This is a genomic window from Sporosarcina sp. OR05 (genome assembly GCF_041414805.1).
GTDB classification, from domain to species: Bacteria; Bacillota; Bacilli; order Bacillales_A; family Planococcaceae; genus Sporosarcina; species Sporosarcina saromensis.
The window spans coordinates 372,572-390,173 of record NZ_JANKJL010000002.1; the positions used below are offsets into that span (position 1 = coordinate 372,572).

Here is a 17,602-nt window from a genome sequence, read left to right on the forward strand (position 1 = left end):
GACATATGCTGATAAGGGGATATGAAAGGGGGAAGTAGGAATGCTTTTATCCGAAATGGCTCAAAAAGAGTTGATACAAGTGGAGGATGGCGTTCGGTATGGTTTTTTAGCTGATACGGATTTAATTTTCAATCGGAAAACAGGTGCAATTATCGGATTTGAAATTCGAAAGAAATTTAGCCGTTTTCCTTTCCGTAATAAAGAGCACGATACGGTGGAATTCATTCCATGGAGTGAAATTGTATTAGTTGGGGAACATCGGATTCTTTTTGGAAAAACACATAGTATGGGGGACTTTGACATTGAAGAAGACTGATGAAAAATGGTTATTCATTGGAACGGATCAAAGAATGCTAGCATGTAGTCGTCTTATGGAGGAGTGGGGCAACAACACTTTCCATTACGATGGAAATGAGTATTCGGAAGAGTTGGCGTCAATTGTCGATCACTATTCACCTACGCATGTTGTTTTTCCAATTCTACAAATGTCTCATTCAATACCTGTTGAGAAATTAAAACCTCACATGAAGTTATTTACAGGCGTTGCCTCAAAAGATTGGTTGCTTCCGTATGAAGTTGCGGGCAATCCTGTACATTCATACCTCCATGAAGTGGAGTATGTGTGGGAGAATGCACGGCTGACAGCTGAAGGCTTCTTACTAGAATATTATGCATCGACTAAACGGTTGGTCTTTGGTGAAGAGTTTACAATCGCCGGTTTTGGTAAAGTAGCGAAGGCGACGGCGGATGTACTATCGAAACTTGGGGCATCTGTCACAATATTGGCGAGGTCTGCTGACCAAATCGGTGAAGCTTCGGCATTAGGCTATCAAACAGAACGATTAGAAACTGACACACTTACAATGGACGGAACCCTTATAAACACCATACCGGCTAAATGGTTGCGTGTGAAAGAAAACGATCAGTTTCGTATATTCGATCTCGCTTCGGCACCAGGTTGCCTAAAGGCCAATTCCCCTGATGAATACTATACAATACACCTTGGTTTGCCGGGGAAACATTTTCCGGTCGATGCTGCAAAAGCGTTGGCAGCGGCGCTACTAAGGATGAATAGTCGCTGAAAGGGGAAAAAGATGCTACAAGGAAAGAGAATCGGCCTGGGTATTACAGCCTCACATTGCACATATGATCAGATCTTGCCTGTCATTCAAGAGTTACAAGATCATGGTGCTACTGTTGTGCCTGTAATCACACATTCCGTTTTAACGGCCGCAACACGATTCGGAACAGGTGAAGAGTGGATTCAAAAGATTGAAGCCGCAACAGGAGAGAAAGTAATTTCAACCATTGTAGGCGCTGAACCGTTTGGGCCGAGTTCACCTGTGGATTGTATGATTATTGCTCCAATGACCGGTAATTCCATTAGTAAATTTGCGAATGCAGCGACAGACTCACCTGTTCTGATGGCTGCAAAAGCAACGTTAAGAAATGGAAGTCCAGTATTGCTCGGAATTTCAACAAACGATGCATTAGGTCTAAACGGTCCAAACATCATGAAACTACTGAACATGAAAAATGTCTATTTTATTCCGTTTGGTCAAGATGATCCGCACAAGAAACCGAACTCACTCATTGCTGATTTTACGTTAATGGTACCAGCTGCAGCTGCTGCCCTTGAAAATAGACAACTTCAACCGTTATTAATTATTCATCAATATTAAAAAAATACGAAGCGCATTCAGTAGGAGTATGATATAATTCCTCCAATGAACTTTGTGGTTATAAGGAAAGAGATCGTTATATTAAATTACTTGAATGTATTATTACTCTTTCTATTGCATGTATATCCACAGTATTAACAGATGGGGAAAGGAAGACGATGATGAAAAAAGATAAGTTGAATGTAGCGGTTGTAGGAGCAACAGGTGCAGTAGGAACAAAAATTTTAGAAAAATTATTGGAGCGGGATTTCCCTGCCTCCTCAATAAAAATGCTAGCTTCCAAACGCTCTGCAGGTCAGGAAATCGTCGCAGGTGGTCGTTCTTATATCGTGGAAGAAACAGTTCCTGAATCCTTTGATGGAATTGATATTGCCTTTTTTAGTGCAGGTGGATCGATTTCCCAAAAGTTTGCCCCTGAAGCTGTTAAGCGTGGGGCGGTTGTGATTGATAATACAAGTGCTTTCAGAATGGATGAAGGGATACCTTTAGTCGTTCCGGAAGTAAATGCACATGCACTCAATCAACATGCAGGAATAATTGCGAATCCGAACTGTTCCACCATTCAAATGGTAGCGGCTTTACAACCTGTCAAAGAGAAATTCGGGATTAGTAAAATTATCGTTTCGACGTATCAAGCCGTTTCAGGAGCTGGTGCAGAAGCAATTGATGAGTTAAACGAGCAGAGCAAGCAATTTGAAGACCGTGTGGAAATCGAAGCGCAACTTCTCCCATCGGCTTCTGCAGAAAAACATTATCCCATTGCTTTTAACGCAATTCCGCAGATCGATTTGTTTGGTGATGCAGGATACACACTTGAAGAATGGAAAATGATGAACGAAACGAAGAAAATCTTTGGCGATTCGACAATTGCTGTTTCTGCAACATGTGTAAGACTACCTGTTGTTACAGGCCATTCTGAATCGGTATATATTGAAATTGATCAAGATGATGTGACGGTTGATGTGCTCCAATCAGCTATTAATGAGGCACCTGGTGTTGTATTACAAGATGATCCGGCTTCACAGACATATCCGATGCCGTTATATGCTGAAGGGAAAGATGCAGTGTTTGTAGGCCGGATTCGTAAAGACCCTTCACACCCAAGAGGGTTCCATTTATGGATTGTAGCAGATAATCTGTTAAAAGGTGCTGCGTTAAATTCAGTCCAAATTGCCGAGGAATTAATAAAATCATAATTTGACACAACCTCCATACTTTTATACTCGACCACATTTCACACTAGTGCTTTCAAGTGATTCCTTAGCGGATGCATCTAGAAAAAGCGACGTAAAGGAAGGGTAAGTATGGAACTAGGACAAATAGGCACAGCAATGGTAACGCCATTTGCGAAGAACGGTGCCATTGATTTTGATTTGACAGAAAAGCTCATTGAACATTTAATTGCTACCGGTACAGACTCGTTAATTGTTTGTGGGACAACGGGGGAATCGCCGACTTTGAATCATGTTGAAAAGTCGGCGATTGTAAAATATGCAGTTGAAATTGTCCGCAAGAGAATCCCAGTTATAGCGGGTACAGGAACGTTCAACACAGCTGAGTCAGTGAAATTAACGAAACAAGCTGAACAGTTAGGGGCAGACGGCGTCATGCTCGTCACGCCATACTATAACAAGCCAGACCAAAGAGGGATGGTCGCTCACTTTGCACATATTGCGAGTGAAACAAAGCTACCAATCCTTCTTTACAATATACCTGGTAGATCAGCAGTAAATATGCAGGCCGAAACAGTCATTGAACTTTCAAAGATTCATAACATCCGTGCTGTCAAAGAAGCGAGTGGCAGTCTGGATCAAATGGCTGCTATTATCAACGGGACAGATGCTGGATTTAAAGTTTACAGTGGGGATGATGCGCTCACATTGCCGTTAATGGCCGTAGGGGGAGATGGAGTGATTTCTGTTGCTTCCCATGTGGTCGGATTGGAAATGCAACAAATGATCAAAGCGTTCCAAGCCGGCGATATTACGGAAGCAGCAAAAATGCACAGAATTCTCTTACCGGTATTTAATGCAATTTTTTCGGCTCCAAATCCTGTTCCAGTCAAGTATGCTTTGAACAAACTTGGTATTGAAACGGGTGGTGTACGCATGCCTTTAACGGATTTCGGGAAGGAATCCGAAACATTTGATGCGGTTTGGAATGCATTTAAAAAACACGAAATGTTATTACCATAAAGTGAAGCCGGAAGCAGTGTCCGGCTTTTTTTGTTTGTGTACTGAGGGTATTGTCACGTATAATGGAAATTAGTCGTTCTGGACGGGTATTCAACATATTTGCACACGCGATACATGTTCGCAGGTTGACAGCTTGTACAATTATGCAAGTTGTTCAATTGATAGCATACATAGACGGTTTATTATCCATCACCAGTCTTTTTAAACAATGTATAGGAGGAAACAATGTGACAAAAACGAAAAATGAAGTTATTAAAGTAATACCCCTTGGAGGAGTAGGGGAAATTGGCAAAGCGATGTATGTAGTAGAAATTGATGACGAGCTTTTCATTGTAGATGCTGGTCTCATGTTCCCAGAGGGAGAAATGCTTGGCATCGATATCGTCATTCCCGATTTAACGTATATTGAGGAGAATAAAGAGCGGGTTAAAGGAATCTTTTTAACACACGGACACGAGGATGCGATCGGATCCATCGCTTATCTTCTCCAAAAAGTGCAAGCTCCTGTTTACGGATCAAAACTAACACTAGCGCTGGCAAAAGAGCATTTAAAATCAATGCCAGCACCAGCAGGCGTGAAATTTTTTGAGGTTTCCAATAAAAGCCGCATGAATTTCAAAAAGACGCATGTAACATTTTTCCATACGACACATAGCATTCCTGATTCCCTAGGAATTGTCTTCCATACGAGTGAAGGAGCTATTGTCCATACTGGTGAATTCAAATTTGACCAGTCTGCGAAAGGAAAATATAGACCGGATATTTCAAAAATGGCTGCTCTAGGCGATGAAGGTGTATTCATCCTAATGTCTGATTCAAATGAAGCTGAAAGACCAGGTTATACGACTTCAGAATCGGTCATTGAAGAGCAATTATCGACAACATTTTATGGAGCAGAAGGACGATTGCTTGTTGCTTTGTATGCATCCAATTTCATTCGCATTCAACAAGTGTTTGACAAAGCTTTGGAAACAGGGAAAAAAGTAGCTGTTGTCGGAAAAAGTCTAGAAAGTTATTTTGAAGTGGGTATGCGACTTGGGTACTTACAAATCGATGAAGAGATGGTTATTTCAGTTAAGGATATTGGTAAATATCCAGATAACGAAGTCGTCATCATTGTAACAGGGAACAAAGGTGAACCACTCGATGCGTTGGAGAAGATTGTTCGGAAACATCACAAAGATATAAAAATCAAAGATACAGATACAATCCTTATTACGTTCACTCCATCTCCAGGTATGGAAGTTGCCATGTACCAAATGGCAAACGAGTTGTCTAAGGCTGGCGCTAACGTCTTAACAGCGTCGAAAAAAGTCCATGTGTCGGGTCACGGTAGTCAAGAAGACTTAAAGTTAATGTTGAACCTTATGAAGCCAAAATATTTCATCCCGATTCAAGGGGAATATAAAATGCTCATAGCCCACTCAAAGCTGGCACAACAACTTGGATTGCAAAAATCGCAAATCTTCATAGCTGACAAAGGGGATATTGTTGAGTATAAAAATGAAAAGATGCGAATGAGCGGTCGAGTTCAAGCTGGAAACATCCTTATTGATGGCATTGGAGTCGGAGATGTTGGCAATATCGTATTAAGGGATCGCAAACTTCTATCGCAAGACGGTATCTTCACGGTTGTCGTTACGTTAAGCCGTAGACAGAAAAAAATTGCTGCAGGACCGGAAATTGTTTCGAGAGGTTTTGTTTATGTGCGTGAATCTGAGGAGCTTCTTGAAGAGTCTAGAAACTTAGTTCGTAAAATAGTTGAGAAATATGTGAATAAAGATACGTTCGAATGGACAAACATAAAACAAGAAATCCGTGATACATTAAGTTCTTATTTGTTCCAACAGACGAAGAGAAGACCGATGATCATACCAATTATTATGGAGTATTAACAGTGTGTTGATTAACCAATTTATAGGTTGTAAGACCAAAAAAATAATCCTTAATATCATCGATAAACACCGGATTTCCGCTGCAGGCGGACGCTTTCCGCGGGCACGGCTTCAGCCGCTTCCCTCGCTTCGCTCAGTCCAGGGTCTTCAGCTCGCGCTGTTCCCGCAGGAAAAGTCGTAACGAAGAACGACTTTTGCGAACAAAAGCGAAGCGTTGAGAGCACATCTTTGCATTTCGCCGCCTTCCGCTCCAATCCTGAAGAGCGTTTTAAAGTATAGAGGCAAATAAGTTGTCAACACATACTAGATGGCTGGAGTGCAGGTGTCGACTCCTCGAAAATGATGCACATTTCCTTCGTGCTGTGATTTTTCGAGGAAGCCTATTCAATGTCCAGACGGGGTATAGCACGATTGGTGAGACCCCGAGGGGAAAGCCGTCACGCAGAACGGCTTTTCGAACAAAAGCGAAGCGTTGAGAGCAAGGATCCTTAATTTCTGGAAAGAACTCTGAGATACGGTCAATCGATCTCTTCGTTGTTCGATTGGCTCACCCATGCCCCGCGGAAATCGTGCGCTGTAACGCAAGCCAAAGGGTTCTAAGAAGTCTACTTGTAAATAAGTGGTTAATCAACAGACCTAGAAAATTAATTAACTTGCATGAGCAAATGATAACCTAACCACATGATATACAACAAAAGGATTTCCAAGCCGACCGTACGGCGGGAAATCCTTTTTCTGAAAGGAGGAGGAACATGTCTAAAAAATCGAAGAAGAAAAAAAAGGCCGCCGCTGCTAAAAAGAAAAAAGATGGACCACATCCATTAGTATTTGAAGTGGCGGGACTGACGATGATTGGACTCGCTATTATTATCATATTTGAATTCGGAATTGTAGGAAGGGGTCTATCTTCTTTTTCTAGACTCCTATTTGGGAATTGGCATAGCGCAGTTCCATTCTTATTAGTTGTTCAAGCATTATTGTTCATGGTGAAAAGGAAGTCAGTTGGGTGGAAGAATCGAATTGTAGGTGGCAGTCTTTTTGTGCTTGCTAGTCTGTTGCTTTTCAGTCACATCCATTTATTTAAAGAGTTATATGAAAGCAAAGTGTTGATGTCGAATTCTGCGATTAAAGAAACATGGAAAGTGCTCATTACCAATGGTGGAATCAGTTCTCGTAGTGGTGCATTAGGTGGAGGACTTGCCGGAGCGATGTTGTTTGCGCTTTTTCATGCGCTATTTGATTCCGCAGGTGCGACGGTAGCAGGTGTGCTCTTACTCATTATCGGCCTGATTTTACTGACAGGTAAAGCATTGGTTCCTTATATTGCTGAAAACTATCCGAAGGTAAAAGAAGTCGTTCAAAAGAAAATGAAGAGAAAGTCTACACCGACTAAAACAGCAAACAAAACGAATGCAGAGCAATTGAGTAGAACTCAACGTAAAAAGAAGAAGCAACAAGATGATGACGAGCATGTAGAACAAGTTTCTGCAAGCGTTGAGGCGGTAGAAGTGGTCTCAAAGCCCATTATTTCAGCATTTAACGAGAGAGTTCACGCGGAGCCGTCAGTCGAGCAAGCTCAAACTACTCGTCATAACAGCAGCGATTCGAAAGACACGAAAGTTGAACAAAAAGAACCTGCTGACATTTCAACTTATTCAGGTGTTGAAGGGGAGGAAGAAAATGAATCGTACATCTTACCACCACCTTCATTGTTGCGACAAACACCATCGAATGATCAATCTGCTGAATACGATTCCATTCATGCAAATGCACAAAAACTTGAAAGAACGTTTTTAAGTTTTGGTGTTAAAGCTACTGTTACACAGGTTCATTTAGGACCAGCAGTCACAAAATATGAAGTGCTGCCTGATACAGGTGTAAAAGTGAGTAGAATTGTAAGTTTGGCTGATGATATTGCATTAGCATTAGCTGCAAGCGACATTCGTATTGAGGCGCCAATCCCTGGGAAGTCTGCAGTTGGAATTGAAGTGCCCAATCATGCAGTAGCCATCGTCAGCTTACGTGAAGTTATTGAAGCAAAAGAAAACAACCGACCGAATGCTAAATTGATGATTGCTCTCGGTCGTGATGTCACTGGTCAAGCAATGATGACAGAGTTGAATAAAATGCCTCACGTGCTCGTAGCAGGCTCCACGGGAAGCGGAAAAAGTGTTTGCATAAATGGTATTATCATTAGTATTTTGCTTAGGGCTAAACCACATGAAGTAAAATTGATGATGATTGATCCGAAGATGGTTGAATTGAATGTCTACAACGGTGTTCCGCATTTGTTAGCACCGGTTGTGACAGACCCTCGAAAAGCTTCCGTTGCGTTAAAGAAAGTCGTATCCGAAATGGAACGAAGGTACGAGTTGTTTTCACATACGGGAACACGGAACATTGAGGGATATAATGAACATATTGAACAATGGAATCTTGAAAACGAAGAAAAACATCCACGCATGCCCTATATTGTTGTGATCGTCGATGAATTGGCGGATCTCATGATGGTGGCATCGAGTGATGTGGAAGATTCCATTACAAGATTGGCCCAAATGGCACGTGCCGCAGGAATCCATTTGATTATTGCGACACAGCGACCTAGTGTGGACGTCATTACGGGAATCATTAAAGCGAATATTCCTTCACGAATCGCTTTTGCGGTATCATCAGCAGTCGATTCGAGAACGATATTAGATGGAGCCGGTGCAGAAAAACTCCTAGGAAGAGGAGATATGCTCTTTTTACCAGCTGGTGCTTCGAAACCTGTCAGAGTGCAAGGTGCATTTGTGTCCGATCAGGAAGTCGAAGCGGTTGTCGACTTTGTCATTGAACAGCAAAAAGCACAATATCAAGAAGAAATGATTCCAGGTGAAGTGGAAGAGGTTCAAGCATTTGAGGAAACTGACGAATTGTACGATGACGCTGTGCAACTTGTTATCGAAATGCAAACTGCTTCCGTTTCCATGTTGCAAAGACGGTTCAGAATCGGTTATTCACGCGCTGCAAGAATTGTCGATCAAATGGAGATGAGAGGAATTGTCGGTCCACCTGAGGGGAGTAAACCGAGACAAGTTCTTGCGACAAGAAATGAAACAGACAGTCATGTATAAAATCTTCATACATTCCCATGTCTGATACACGAAATTGAATTTATGATCTTCAGGTAGGGACCCCTCTATGAACGTCTTGCATACGTCAGGCTATAGAAGGATTATTGCGTTGCATTCTTCAGTAAAAAGAAGGTATGGTAATCATGACAAAAGAAGTACTTTTTCAAGAAATTTTAGCTGAAGATGAAAATATATGAAATCAGCTGTTTATTTTGTAGCATGGAAATGATATAGTATGAAAGATTGGTATAGTCGTTATACATCAGAGGTCTGACCTCTTCAGGGGGGATTTACATGCTGGTGAAGACAGATCAAAGACATTTATATGTACAAGTAATTGAACGGTTGAAAGAAGACATTGCTTCTGGCGTTTTTCGAGAAAATGAAAAATTCCCCTCCGAATTTGAACTTGCACGTAATCTTGGTGTTAGTAGGGCGACGCTTCGAGAGGCATTGCGCGTCTTGGAAGAAGAGAAAATTATTATTCGTAAACATGGGGTCGGTACATTTGTAAACCCTCGTCCAATTTTTTCTTCAGGTATCGAACAATTATCCAGTATATCCTCTATGATTCGGGACGCAGGAATGAGTCCAGGTACGATAATGTTGGATGTGCAAGAAAGCATTCCGTCAGAGGAATTGATACGGAAATTTGATTGCGAAAAAGAGGATAAGCTTGTTACAATTAAAAGAGTACGAACAGCTGACAATGAGCCTGTTGTGTATTGTGTGGATCACGTACTGTCAAAAAATCTTGAATTAGGTACAGAAGTGTTACAGAACGAATCCATATTCGATTCAATAGAAAAATCAGGACGCATACGAATTGTCCAAGCCATCGCCAATATCGAACCAATTGGGTATGATGAGGAGGCATCGAACATTTTAAGATGTGGTGTAGATATTCCACTTCTAGCGCTCATCCAGTATCATTACAGTGAGGAAGGCGAAATGGTCCTGTACTCAAAAAATTACTTTAGAGCTGATAAATTCAGCTTCCATGTAGTCCGGAAAAGGGTATAAGAAACAGAATGGAATGCTAGGAAACGTCATCCAACTTAATGGGAGTCTTCCTAAGTGGTGAGTTCCGTCAAGAAGGAGCCAGGCATTTCCTGCTTCCAGTCTGTTCTTTAACGACGTGCAAACGTCATATTTATATACCAAAATATAAAAAACAGGGAGGGTCCAATCAGTGAGCAAACGTAAATACGGTCTTGCATTATCATTGGTTTTAGCGGCAGGTACGTTACTTGGTGCATGCGGTACGGACAAAGACAAAGACAAAAATACTTCATCTTCAACTGGCGGTAACGAATCTGATTTCTCAATCGCCATGGTAACGGACGTCGGTGGTATTGACGACAAATCGTTCAACCAATCAGCATGGGAAGGTATTAAGAAGTTTGGTGAAGATAACGGTTTAGCTGAAGGAGATGGCGGTTACGCATACCTTCAATCTAAAGACGATTCTGATTACACACCAAATTTGAATGCGCTTACGCGTCGTGACTTCAATCTGATTTTCGGTGTAGGTTTCTTGATGGAAGATGCAATCGGGACAATTGCAAGTCAACAACCAGACACTCATTATGCAATCATTGACGGTGTCGTTGAACAAGATAACGTTGCTAGCATTTTGTTCAAAGAGCAAGAAGGAGCATTCCTTGCTGGAGTAGCAGCAGCACTTATGACAAAAGAAGACAAAATTGGTTTTATCGGCGGAATGGAGATTCCGGTAATTGAGCGTTTCGAAGCAGGGTTTGTTGCTGGTGTAGCAGCAGTTAAACCTGATATTAAGGTAGACGTGAAGTATACAGGTTCATTCGACAAAGCGGAATTAGGTAAAGCGGCTGCTGGTCGTATGTACTCTTCAGGCATCGATATCATTTTCCATGCAGCTGGTGGAACAGGTAATGGTGTATTCGCAGAGGCGAAAGAACGTAAAGAAGCTGATAAGAATGCAAACGTTTGGGTAATCGGTGTTGACTCCGACCAATACGATGAAGGTCAAGTGGGCGATGAAAATATTACATTGACTTCAATGTTGAAGCGTGTAGACGTTGCTGTACAAGATATCTCTAAACTTGCTCAAGAAGGAAAATTCCCAGGTGGAGAGACAAAAGTTTATGGGCTACATGATGATGGTGTTGCGCTAGCAGACTCTCGTGGTGCGATCCCACAAGATGTATTGGATCAAATCGAAGAGTATAAAAAGAAAATTGCTGACGGGGAAATTGAAGTCCCTGAAACAACGAAATAATGAACTGAACAACGAAGGCCGGTTGATGCCGGCTTTTGTTGTTTACGAGTTGAAATCCACGACAAATTAATAGAGTAAAAGGTTTATTAAAGACAAACCTTTTATTGTGTTAATTTTAATGCTATGCAACCTAAATAATATTATTGGGCAAGGAAGTGAATCCATTGGAATATGTCATTGAGATGTTGAACATTACGAAGAAATTCGGGAATTTTCGTGCGAATGACAATATTACCCTTCAATTAGAAAAAGGGGAAATACATGCGTTATTAGGTGAGAATGGCGCAGGTAAGTCAACATTGATGAATGTCCTGTTTGGGCTATATCAGCCTGAAGAAGGTGAAATACGTGTCAATGGAAAAAAGGTAAACGTGACGAATCCAAATGTTGCAAATGACCTGGGAATCGGTATGGTGCACCAGCATTTTATGCTTGTCGAGAATTTGACTGTAACTGAAAATATTATCTTAGGCAATGAACCGAAAAAAATGGGTGTTGTCAACATTAAAAAAGCTGCTAAAGATATTGAAGAGATTTCAAAGCTATATGGGTTAAATGTCGATCCATATGCAAAAATCGAAGATATTTCTGTTGGTATGCAACAACGAGTAGAGATTTTAAAAACGCTTTACCGTGGGGCAGACATCCTCATTTTTGATGAACCGACAGCATCATTGACACCTCAGGAAATCCATGAATTGATCGCGATTATGAAAAAACTGATTACAGAAGGTAAATCCATTATTCTAATCACACATAAGTTACAAGAAATTATGGATGTAACGGATCGTGTGACTGTCATTCGAAAAGGCCAAGGCATCGGAACCGTCATTACTGCTGAAACAAATCCAGAAGAACTGGCAACGTTAATGGTCGGTCGACAAGTGACATTTAAAACGGAGAAAATCCCTCCAAATCCTCAGGGAGAAGTTTTAAAAGTTGAAAATCTTGTAGTGACAGATAATCGTGGAATTGAGCGAGTAAAAGGTTTGAATCTTTCAGTTCGTAAAGGTGAAATTGTCGGATTAGCAGGAATTGATGGCAATGGCCAATCAGAATTGATAGAAGCGATTACAGGATTGCGTAAAACAAAAAGCGGACATATCTCGATTAACGATCAAAACATTACGGGAATGAAACCTCGAAAAATTACCGAAGCAGGTCTTGGCCATATCCCTCAAGATCGTCACAAGCACGGTCTTGTATTGGAGTTCTCTGTTGGTTACAATGCGGCTTTGCAAGAATATTATCATGAACCGTTTTCTAAAAATGGTGTTATGAACTATAGTTCTATTTCCGAATATGCAAAAAAAATCATTGCGGAATATGATGTGCGAACGCAAGGTGAATCCGAACCTGTACGTGCATTGTCGGGAGGAAATCAACAAAAGCTCATCATAGGTCGCGAAGTTTCACGTGATCCGGATTTACTGATTGCTGCACTTCCAACCCGCGGATTGGATGTAGGAGCGATTGAGTTTATTCATAAGCGACTAATTGAACAAAGAGATAATGGAAAAGCGGTTTTTCTAATTTCTTTCGAACTGGATGAAATTATGAATGTTTCAGATCGAATTGCCGTTATCCATGATGGTAAAATTGTTGATACGGTCATTCCTGCTGAAACGTCTGAACAGGAACTCGGCCTTTTAATGGCTGGTCATTCTAAAAGTGACCAAGCAAGTAATCACATTGAGGGTAATGAAATAGGTGGTGGTCACGATGTCTAATCGACTCATTAATGTACTTGTACCTGTTGTTTCAATTATTCTTGGTTTATTGGTTGGAGCACTTGTCATGTTATTCAGTGGGTATGACCCTGTTCAAGGGTATATTGCACTATGGAACGGGATTTTTGGAGATTCGTATGCTATTGGTGAAACAATTCGTCAAATCAGTCCATATATATTAGCAGGTCTTGCAGTAGCTTTTGCATTTAGGACCGGTCTTTTCAACATCGGTGTGGAAGGGCAATTGATGGTCGGTTGGTTTGCAGCAGCATATGTAGGCTATGCATTTGAATTGCCTATGTACATTCATTTGCCGTTTGCCCTATTGGCGGCAGCGTTGGCAGGAGCGTTTTGGGGGCTTATCCCAGGCTTGCTAAAAGCAACACTTAGAGTGCATGAAGTAATCGTAACCATTATGATGAACTACATTGCCCTACATGTTGTAAATGCGCTCATCAAAACGGTTTCTGACGGCGGCTTCAAAACAGAAAAAATTCAACCAACCGCTTCGCTTCGTTCGGAATTTCTATCTAATTTAACGGATTATTCCACGTTGCATTATGGGATATTCGTTGCGCTGGCGATGGTAATCGTCATGTGGTTCATATTAGAAAAAACGAAAACAGGTTTTGAATTGAAATCTGTCGGTTTCAACGAAAACGCTTCGCAATATGCCGGTATGAATGTGAATAAAAATATCGTTTTAGCAATGCTCATCTCAGGAGCATTTGCTGGACTTGGTGGAGCGATGGAAGCTTTAGGGACTTTTGGTAATATGTCTTCTCGTGGTGGATTCACAGGCATCGGTTTTGACGGAATTGCCGTTGCCCTATTAGGTGCGAACTCTCCATTAGGTGTTATTTTCGGTGCATCATTGTTCGGTTCTTTAAAATATGGTGCGAACAATATGCCAAATGCTGCAAATATACCTTTAGAAATTGTCTCCATCGTAATTGCTCTTATTATTTTCTTTGTTGCCTCAGGATACATCATCCGTGTAGGTTTGCAACGGCTGAATAAGAAAAAGGAGGCGAAGTGACATGAGCTTTTTGGAAGTTCTCTATTTTATCATCCCTACTTCAATCGCTTATGCAGCCCCTCTAATCCTTACTGCAATTGGCGGCGTTTTCTCGGAACGATCTGGTGTCGTCAATATCGGACTTGAAGGCTTGATGGTTATGGGGGCGTTTGTCGGTATCATATTCAATTTGGCGTATGCTGACGTTTTCGGTAGTTGGACGCCATGGATTGCATTACTCGTAGCAATGTTTGTATCTGCTATCTTCTCTTTGATGCATGCTGTCGCTTCAGTCTCTTTCAGGGCCGACCAAGTTGTATCTGGTGTAGCGATCAATATGCTAGGAATTGCGATTGCACTATTCTCTGTGAAAATGATGTTTGATAAAGGTCAAACAGATTTTATCCAACATAAAATACCGCGGGTGAACATCCCGATCTTACAAGATCTTCCGATTATTGGTCCAATGTTCTTTAAGTCGGTTTATGGGACGTCTGTTTTAGCCATTACTGTTGCAATAATTGCTTGGTTCGTCATTTATAAAACGCCATTCGGATTGAGGCTTCGTTCTGTTGGGGAACATCCGATGGCAGCCGATACAATGGGTATCAATGTAACGAAAGTCCGTTATACGGCAGTCATCATTTCCGGTGGCTTAGCCGGAATCGGTGGAGCGATCTATTCCCAAACAATGACGGGGGATTTCGGTCATGCAACGATAAACGGACAAGGTTTCATGGCGCTAGCTGCTATGATTTTTGGTAAGTGGCATCCAATCGGTGCGATGGGTGCAGCATTATTTTTTGGATTTGCACAGACACTGGCAATCAGTGCCGGATCAATTGATATTGATTTCATTCAAAAGATACCAACCGTTTACTTCCACATTTTACCGTACGCATTGACAATTCTTGCACTTGCAGGATTTATCGGAAAAGCAAACGCGCCAAAAGCGAATGGGCAACCTTATATTAAAGGGAGCAGATAAGTTTCTGAAAAACCACTTAGATGTCATTGTTGCGTCTAAGTGGTTTTTATTGTTTAGACAGATGGTAAAATGCGTTTATTTTGCCATGTATCTGTTCCGAAATGTATAGTGAAGTAAGGTATTCGTATAATAAGGAAAAACGAGGTGCTTTCATATGTTTACGAAATTTGAATTGCAACAAGGTGTTCACTTATACATTCGTAAGACAAACCAATTTAAAACAATTACAATGTCCTTTAAATGGACAAGTACATTAGAGGAAAAAAAGGCTGCTCATCGAGCTGTATTATCGAACGTTTTGCAAGATTCAAATGCAATGTATCCAAAGCAAAGTGATTTACGAAAAGCGATGGATGAATTGTATGGATCAGTCTTCTATATGGATGCGGGTAAACGAGGAAGTGCACATATCGTCTCATTAAATATGGAGTGCGTAAACGATGAATATCTATCGACGACTGGGTTATTCGATGACGTACTCGAAATGGTACATGCGGTTATTTTTAAACCGAATTTATCGAATGGGCAATTTGATGAGTCCATTGTAAATCGTGAAAAACGGTCTGTAATCGAACGAATTAAATCCGTTTATGATGATAAAACTCGATATGCACAAAAGAGAATGTTAGAGATCATGCGACCTAATCATCCTGCCAGTATTTCTTCAAGCGGCACTGAGCAACACGTTTCGCAAATCACAAGTGCTTCCCTAGTAGAGGCTTATGACAAAATGATTAATGAAGATGTTATAGACATCTATGTTGTCGGTGATGTGGATGAGCAGGCACTTGTTGAAAAAATTAAAAACATGTTCTCCTTTACCGCAAGAGAGGATGTTCGCAAACCGTTCGAAGTGACCCTTGAAGAGAAAGAGCCTCAAAAAGTATTTGAAAAACAAGACATGAAGCAAGGTAAACTCCAAGTTGGATATCATACTCCAGTGTTGTTCCATCATGATGATTATCCGAAGATGCAAGTAACCAATGGTGTGTTAGGGGGCTTTGCACATAGTAAATTATTTATGAATGTTCGTGAGAAGGAAAGTATGGCTTACACGATCAATAGTATATACGGAGCATACTATGGCATTTTGTACGTAATGGCCGGTATCGATGCGAACTTGGAGGAAAAAGCGGTTACAATGATTGAAGAGCAGCTAGCAGCCTTAAAGAAAGGTGATGTGACGTCCCTTGAATTAGAACAAACGGTCGCATTGCTGTCAAATAGCATTCGGAGCGCGTTCGATTCAGCCCGAGGTCAAATTGAAGTGTACGATCAATACAAACAAGTCGATGAGCATTTCACGGCGGATAAATTAATTCAAAAATGGCAAGCGGTGACCGTACAAGATATCCAGGATATGGCATCCGACATTCAATTAGAACTTATTTACTTGCTATCAGGAAGAGAGGCGTAACGAATGGAAAAACTCTATTTTGATCGTTTGCAGGAAACGTTATATCACGAACAGCTAGACAATGGCCTACATGTATATATATTACCTAAACGTGGCTTCTCGAAGACGTATGTTACATTTACAACGAAATACGGTTCGATTGACAGGACATTTATTCCTCGAGGGAAAAATGAGTTCGTTACGGTTCCTGATGGGATCGCGCATTTTTTGGAGCATAAGATGTTTGATAAAGAAGATGGTGATGTCTTTCAGAAGTTTGGTGTATTAGGTGCTTCGGCAAATGCATTTACTTCTTTTACCCGCACTTCTTATTTGTTCTCAACGACTGAGAATTTGTATGAAAGCACGAAAGTTTTATTGGATTTTGTGCAAGAACCGTATTTTACAAAAGAAAAGACAGACAAGGAAAAGGGAATCATTGCACAAGAAATTACGATGTATGATGACAATCCAGATTGGCGTAGCTATTTTGGAACAATTCAAAGTATGTATCAAAACTATCCTATCAACATTGATATTGCTGGAACGGTTGATACGATCCAAGAGATTACGGCTGAACATTTGTATATGTGTTATGAAACCTTTTACCACCCTTCCAACATGGCAGTTTTCGTAATAGGGGCAGTCGATCCAGAAGAGATGATGACGTTTATTCGAGAAGACCAAAAGAGCAAGCGCTTTTCAGAGCCTTTAGAAATTGAACGGAAGTACCCTGAAGAGCCGATGGATGTAAAAGCGCCTAAAACTGTGCTTGAGATGGATGTACAAAGACCAAAATTCAATTTCGGGATGAAATGTAGTAACACTGCCATTGAAGGCGACGAAATGTTGCGCCAAGATTTAGCAATTAACGTAGTATTGGATATTCTTTTCGGAAGAACATCTGACTTTTACACTAAAGCGTATGCAGAGAACTTGATTGATGAAACATATAGTTATGATTTTACGTTTGAAAAAGGTTTCGGGTTTGCTATGGTCGATTCTGATACTGAACATCCTGAAGCGTTGGAAGCATTAATCCGCTCGACATTACGCGCGCAAAAAGATGAATGGTCGATTACTGAAGAAGACTTACATCGCTCTCGTAAACGGAGAATTGGCCAATTTATGCGCTCGTTGAATTCAATCGAGTTTATCGCTAATCAATTTACGCAATACAACTTTAATCAGATGAATTTGTTTGATGTTGTTCCAGCTTTAGAAAAGATGACGTTACAAGATTTGCAAGATGCATTTGCCACGATTAACGATGAAGCAGGTCATTCAGTAATGACGATCGTGCCAGGATCGAAAGGGAAGTAACG

At 41.0% G+C, this 17,602-nt stretch carries 14 protein-coding genes; all 14 read left to right on the plus strand.

Translation table 11 applies throughout. The features are described from left to right. Positions 1–40 precede the first annotated feature (40 nt). The 14 genes from NRI27_RS06095 (at position 41) to yfmH (ending at position 17,600) form a co-directional block, all read left to right on the plus strand. Positions 41–316 carry a YlmC/YmxH family sporulation protein gene (locus NRI27_RS06095; RefSeq protein ID WP_317941614.1) on the plus strand — a complete coding sequence of 92 codons (276 nt, stop codon included), beginning with the start codon at positions 41–43 and terminating at the stop codon, positions 314–316. Beyond that, positions 303–1,082: a hypothetical protein gene (locus NRI27_RS06100; RefSeq protein ID WP_371389933.1), complete on the plus strand. Its 780-nt coding sequence runs from the start codon at positions 303–305 to the stop codon at positions 1,080–1,082. Before NRI27_RS06095 ends, NRI27_RS06100 begins: the two co-directional genes overlap by 14 nt. A 12-nt stretch (positions 1,083–1,094) precedes the next feature. Continuing rightward, positions 1,095–1,682 carry a dipicolinate synthase subunit B gene (locus tag NRI27_RS06105; protein ID WP_317941612.1) on the plus strand — a complete coding sequence of 196 codons (588 nt, stop codon included), beginning with the start codon at positions 1,095–1,097 and terminating at the stop codon, positions 1,680–1,682. Positions 1,683–1,840: 158 nt separating this feature from the next. After that, the gene (locus NRI27_RS06110; RefSeq protein WP_371389934.1) at positions 1,841–2,878 is read left to right on the plus strand and encodes an aspartate-semialdehyde dehydrogenase; all 1,038 of its coding nucleotides are present in this window, start codon (positions 1,841–1,843) and stop codon (positions 2,876–2,878) included. Positions 2,879–2,986: 108 nt separating this feature from the next. After that, positions 2,987–3,877: a 4-hydroxy-tetrahydrodipicolinate synthase gene (gene dapA / locus NRI27_RS06115; protein WP_371389935.1), complete on the plus strand. Its 891-nt coding sequence runs from the start codon at positions 2,987–2,989 to the stop codon at positions 3,875–3,877. A 227-nt stretch (positions 3,878–4,104) separates the two neighbouring features. Then, a complete protein-coding gene (locus NRI27_RS06120; RefSeq protein WP_317941609.1) occupies positions 4,105–5,772 on the plus strand; it encodes a ribonuclease J in 1,668 nt (555 codons plus the stop codon). 752 nt (positions 5,773–6,524) lie between these two features. Next, a complete protein-coding gene (locus NRI27_RS06125; RefSeq protein WP_371389936.1) occupies positions 6,525–8,885 on the plus strand; it encodes a DNA translocase FtsK in 2,361 nt (786 codons plus the stop codon). Positions 8,886–9,179: 294 nt separating this feature from the next. Next, the gene (locus NRI27_RS06130) at positions 9,180–9,908 is read left to right on the plus strand and encodes a GntR family transcriptional regulator (RefSeq protein WP_371389937.1); all 729 of its coding nucleotides are present in this window, start codon (positions 9,180–9,182) and stop codon (positions 9,906–9,908) included. A gap of 169 nt (positions 9,909–10,077) precedes the next feature. Further along, positions 10,078–11,145, plus strand: a complete 1,068-nt coding sequence (locus NRI27_RS06135) for a BMP family lipoprotein (protein ID WP_317941606.1) — start codon at positions 10,078–10,080, stop codon at positions 11,143–11,145. A gap of 164 nt (positions 11,146–11,309) precedes the next feature. Further along, the gene (locus NRI27_RS06140) at positions 11,310–12,875 is read left to right on the plus strand and encodes an ABC transporter ATP-binding protein (protein WP_371389938.1); all 1,566 of its coding nucleotides are present in this window, start codon (positions 11,310–11,312) and stop codon (positions 12,873–12,875) included. Beyond that, on the plus strand, positions 12,868–13,914 hold the full coding sequence (locus tag NRI27_RS06145; RefSeq protein WP_317941604.1) for an ABC transporter permease: 1,047 nt from the start codon (positions 12,868–12,870) through the stop codon (positions 13,912–13,914). The genes NRI27_RS06140 and NRI27_RS06145 overlap by 8 nt, the downstream gene beginning before the upstream one ends. A gap of 1 nt (position 13,915) precedes the next feature. Further along, the gene (locus tag NRI27_RS06150) at positions 13,916–14,881 is read left to right on the plus strand and encodes an ABC transporter permease (protein ID WP_371389939.1); all 966 of its coding nucleotides are present in this window, start codon (positions 13,916–13,918) and stop codon (positions 14,879–14,881) included. 154 nt (positions 14,882–15,035) lie between these two features. Further along, complete coding sequence (gene yfmF, locus NRI27_RS06155) at positions 15,036–16,298, plus strand: EF-P 5-aminopentanol modification-associated protein YfmF (RefSeq protein ID WP_371389940.1); 1,263 nt, start codon at positions 15,036–15,038, stop codon at positions 16,296–16,298. Positions 16,299–16,301: 3 nt separating this feature from the next. After that, entirely contained in the window at positions 16,302–17,600 is a 1,299-nt protein-coding gene (gene yfmH, locus NRI27_RS06160) for an EF-P 5-aminopentanol modification-associated protein YfmH (RefSeq protein WP_371389941.1), read from the plus strand. Positions 17,601–17,602: the final 2 nt, after the last annotated feature.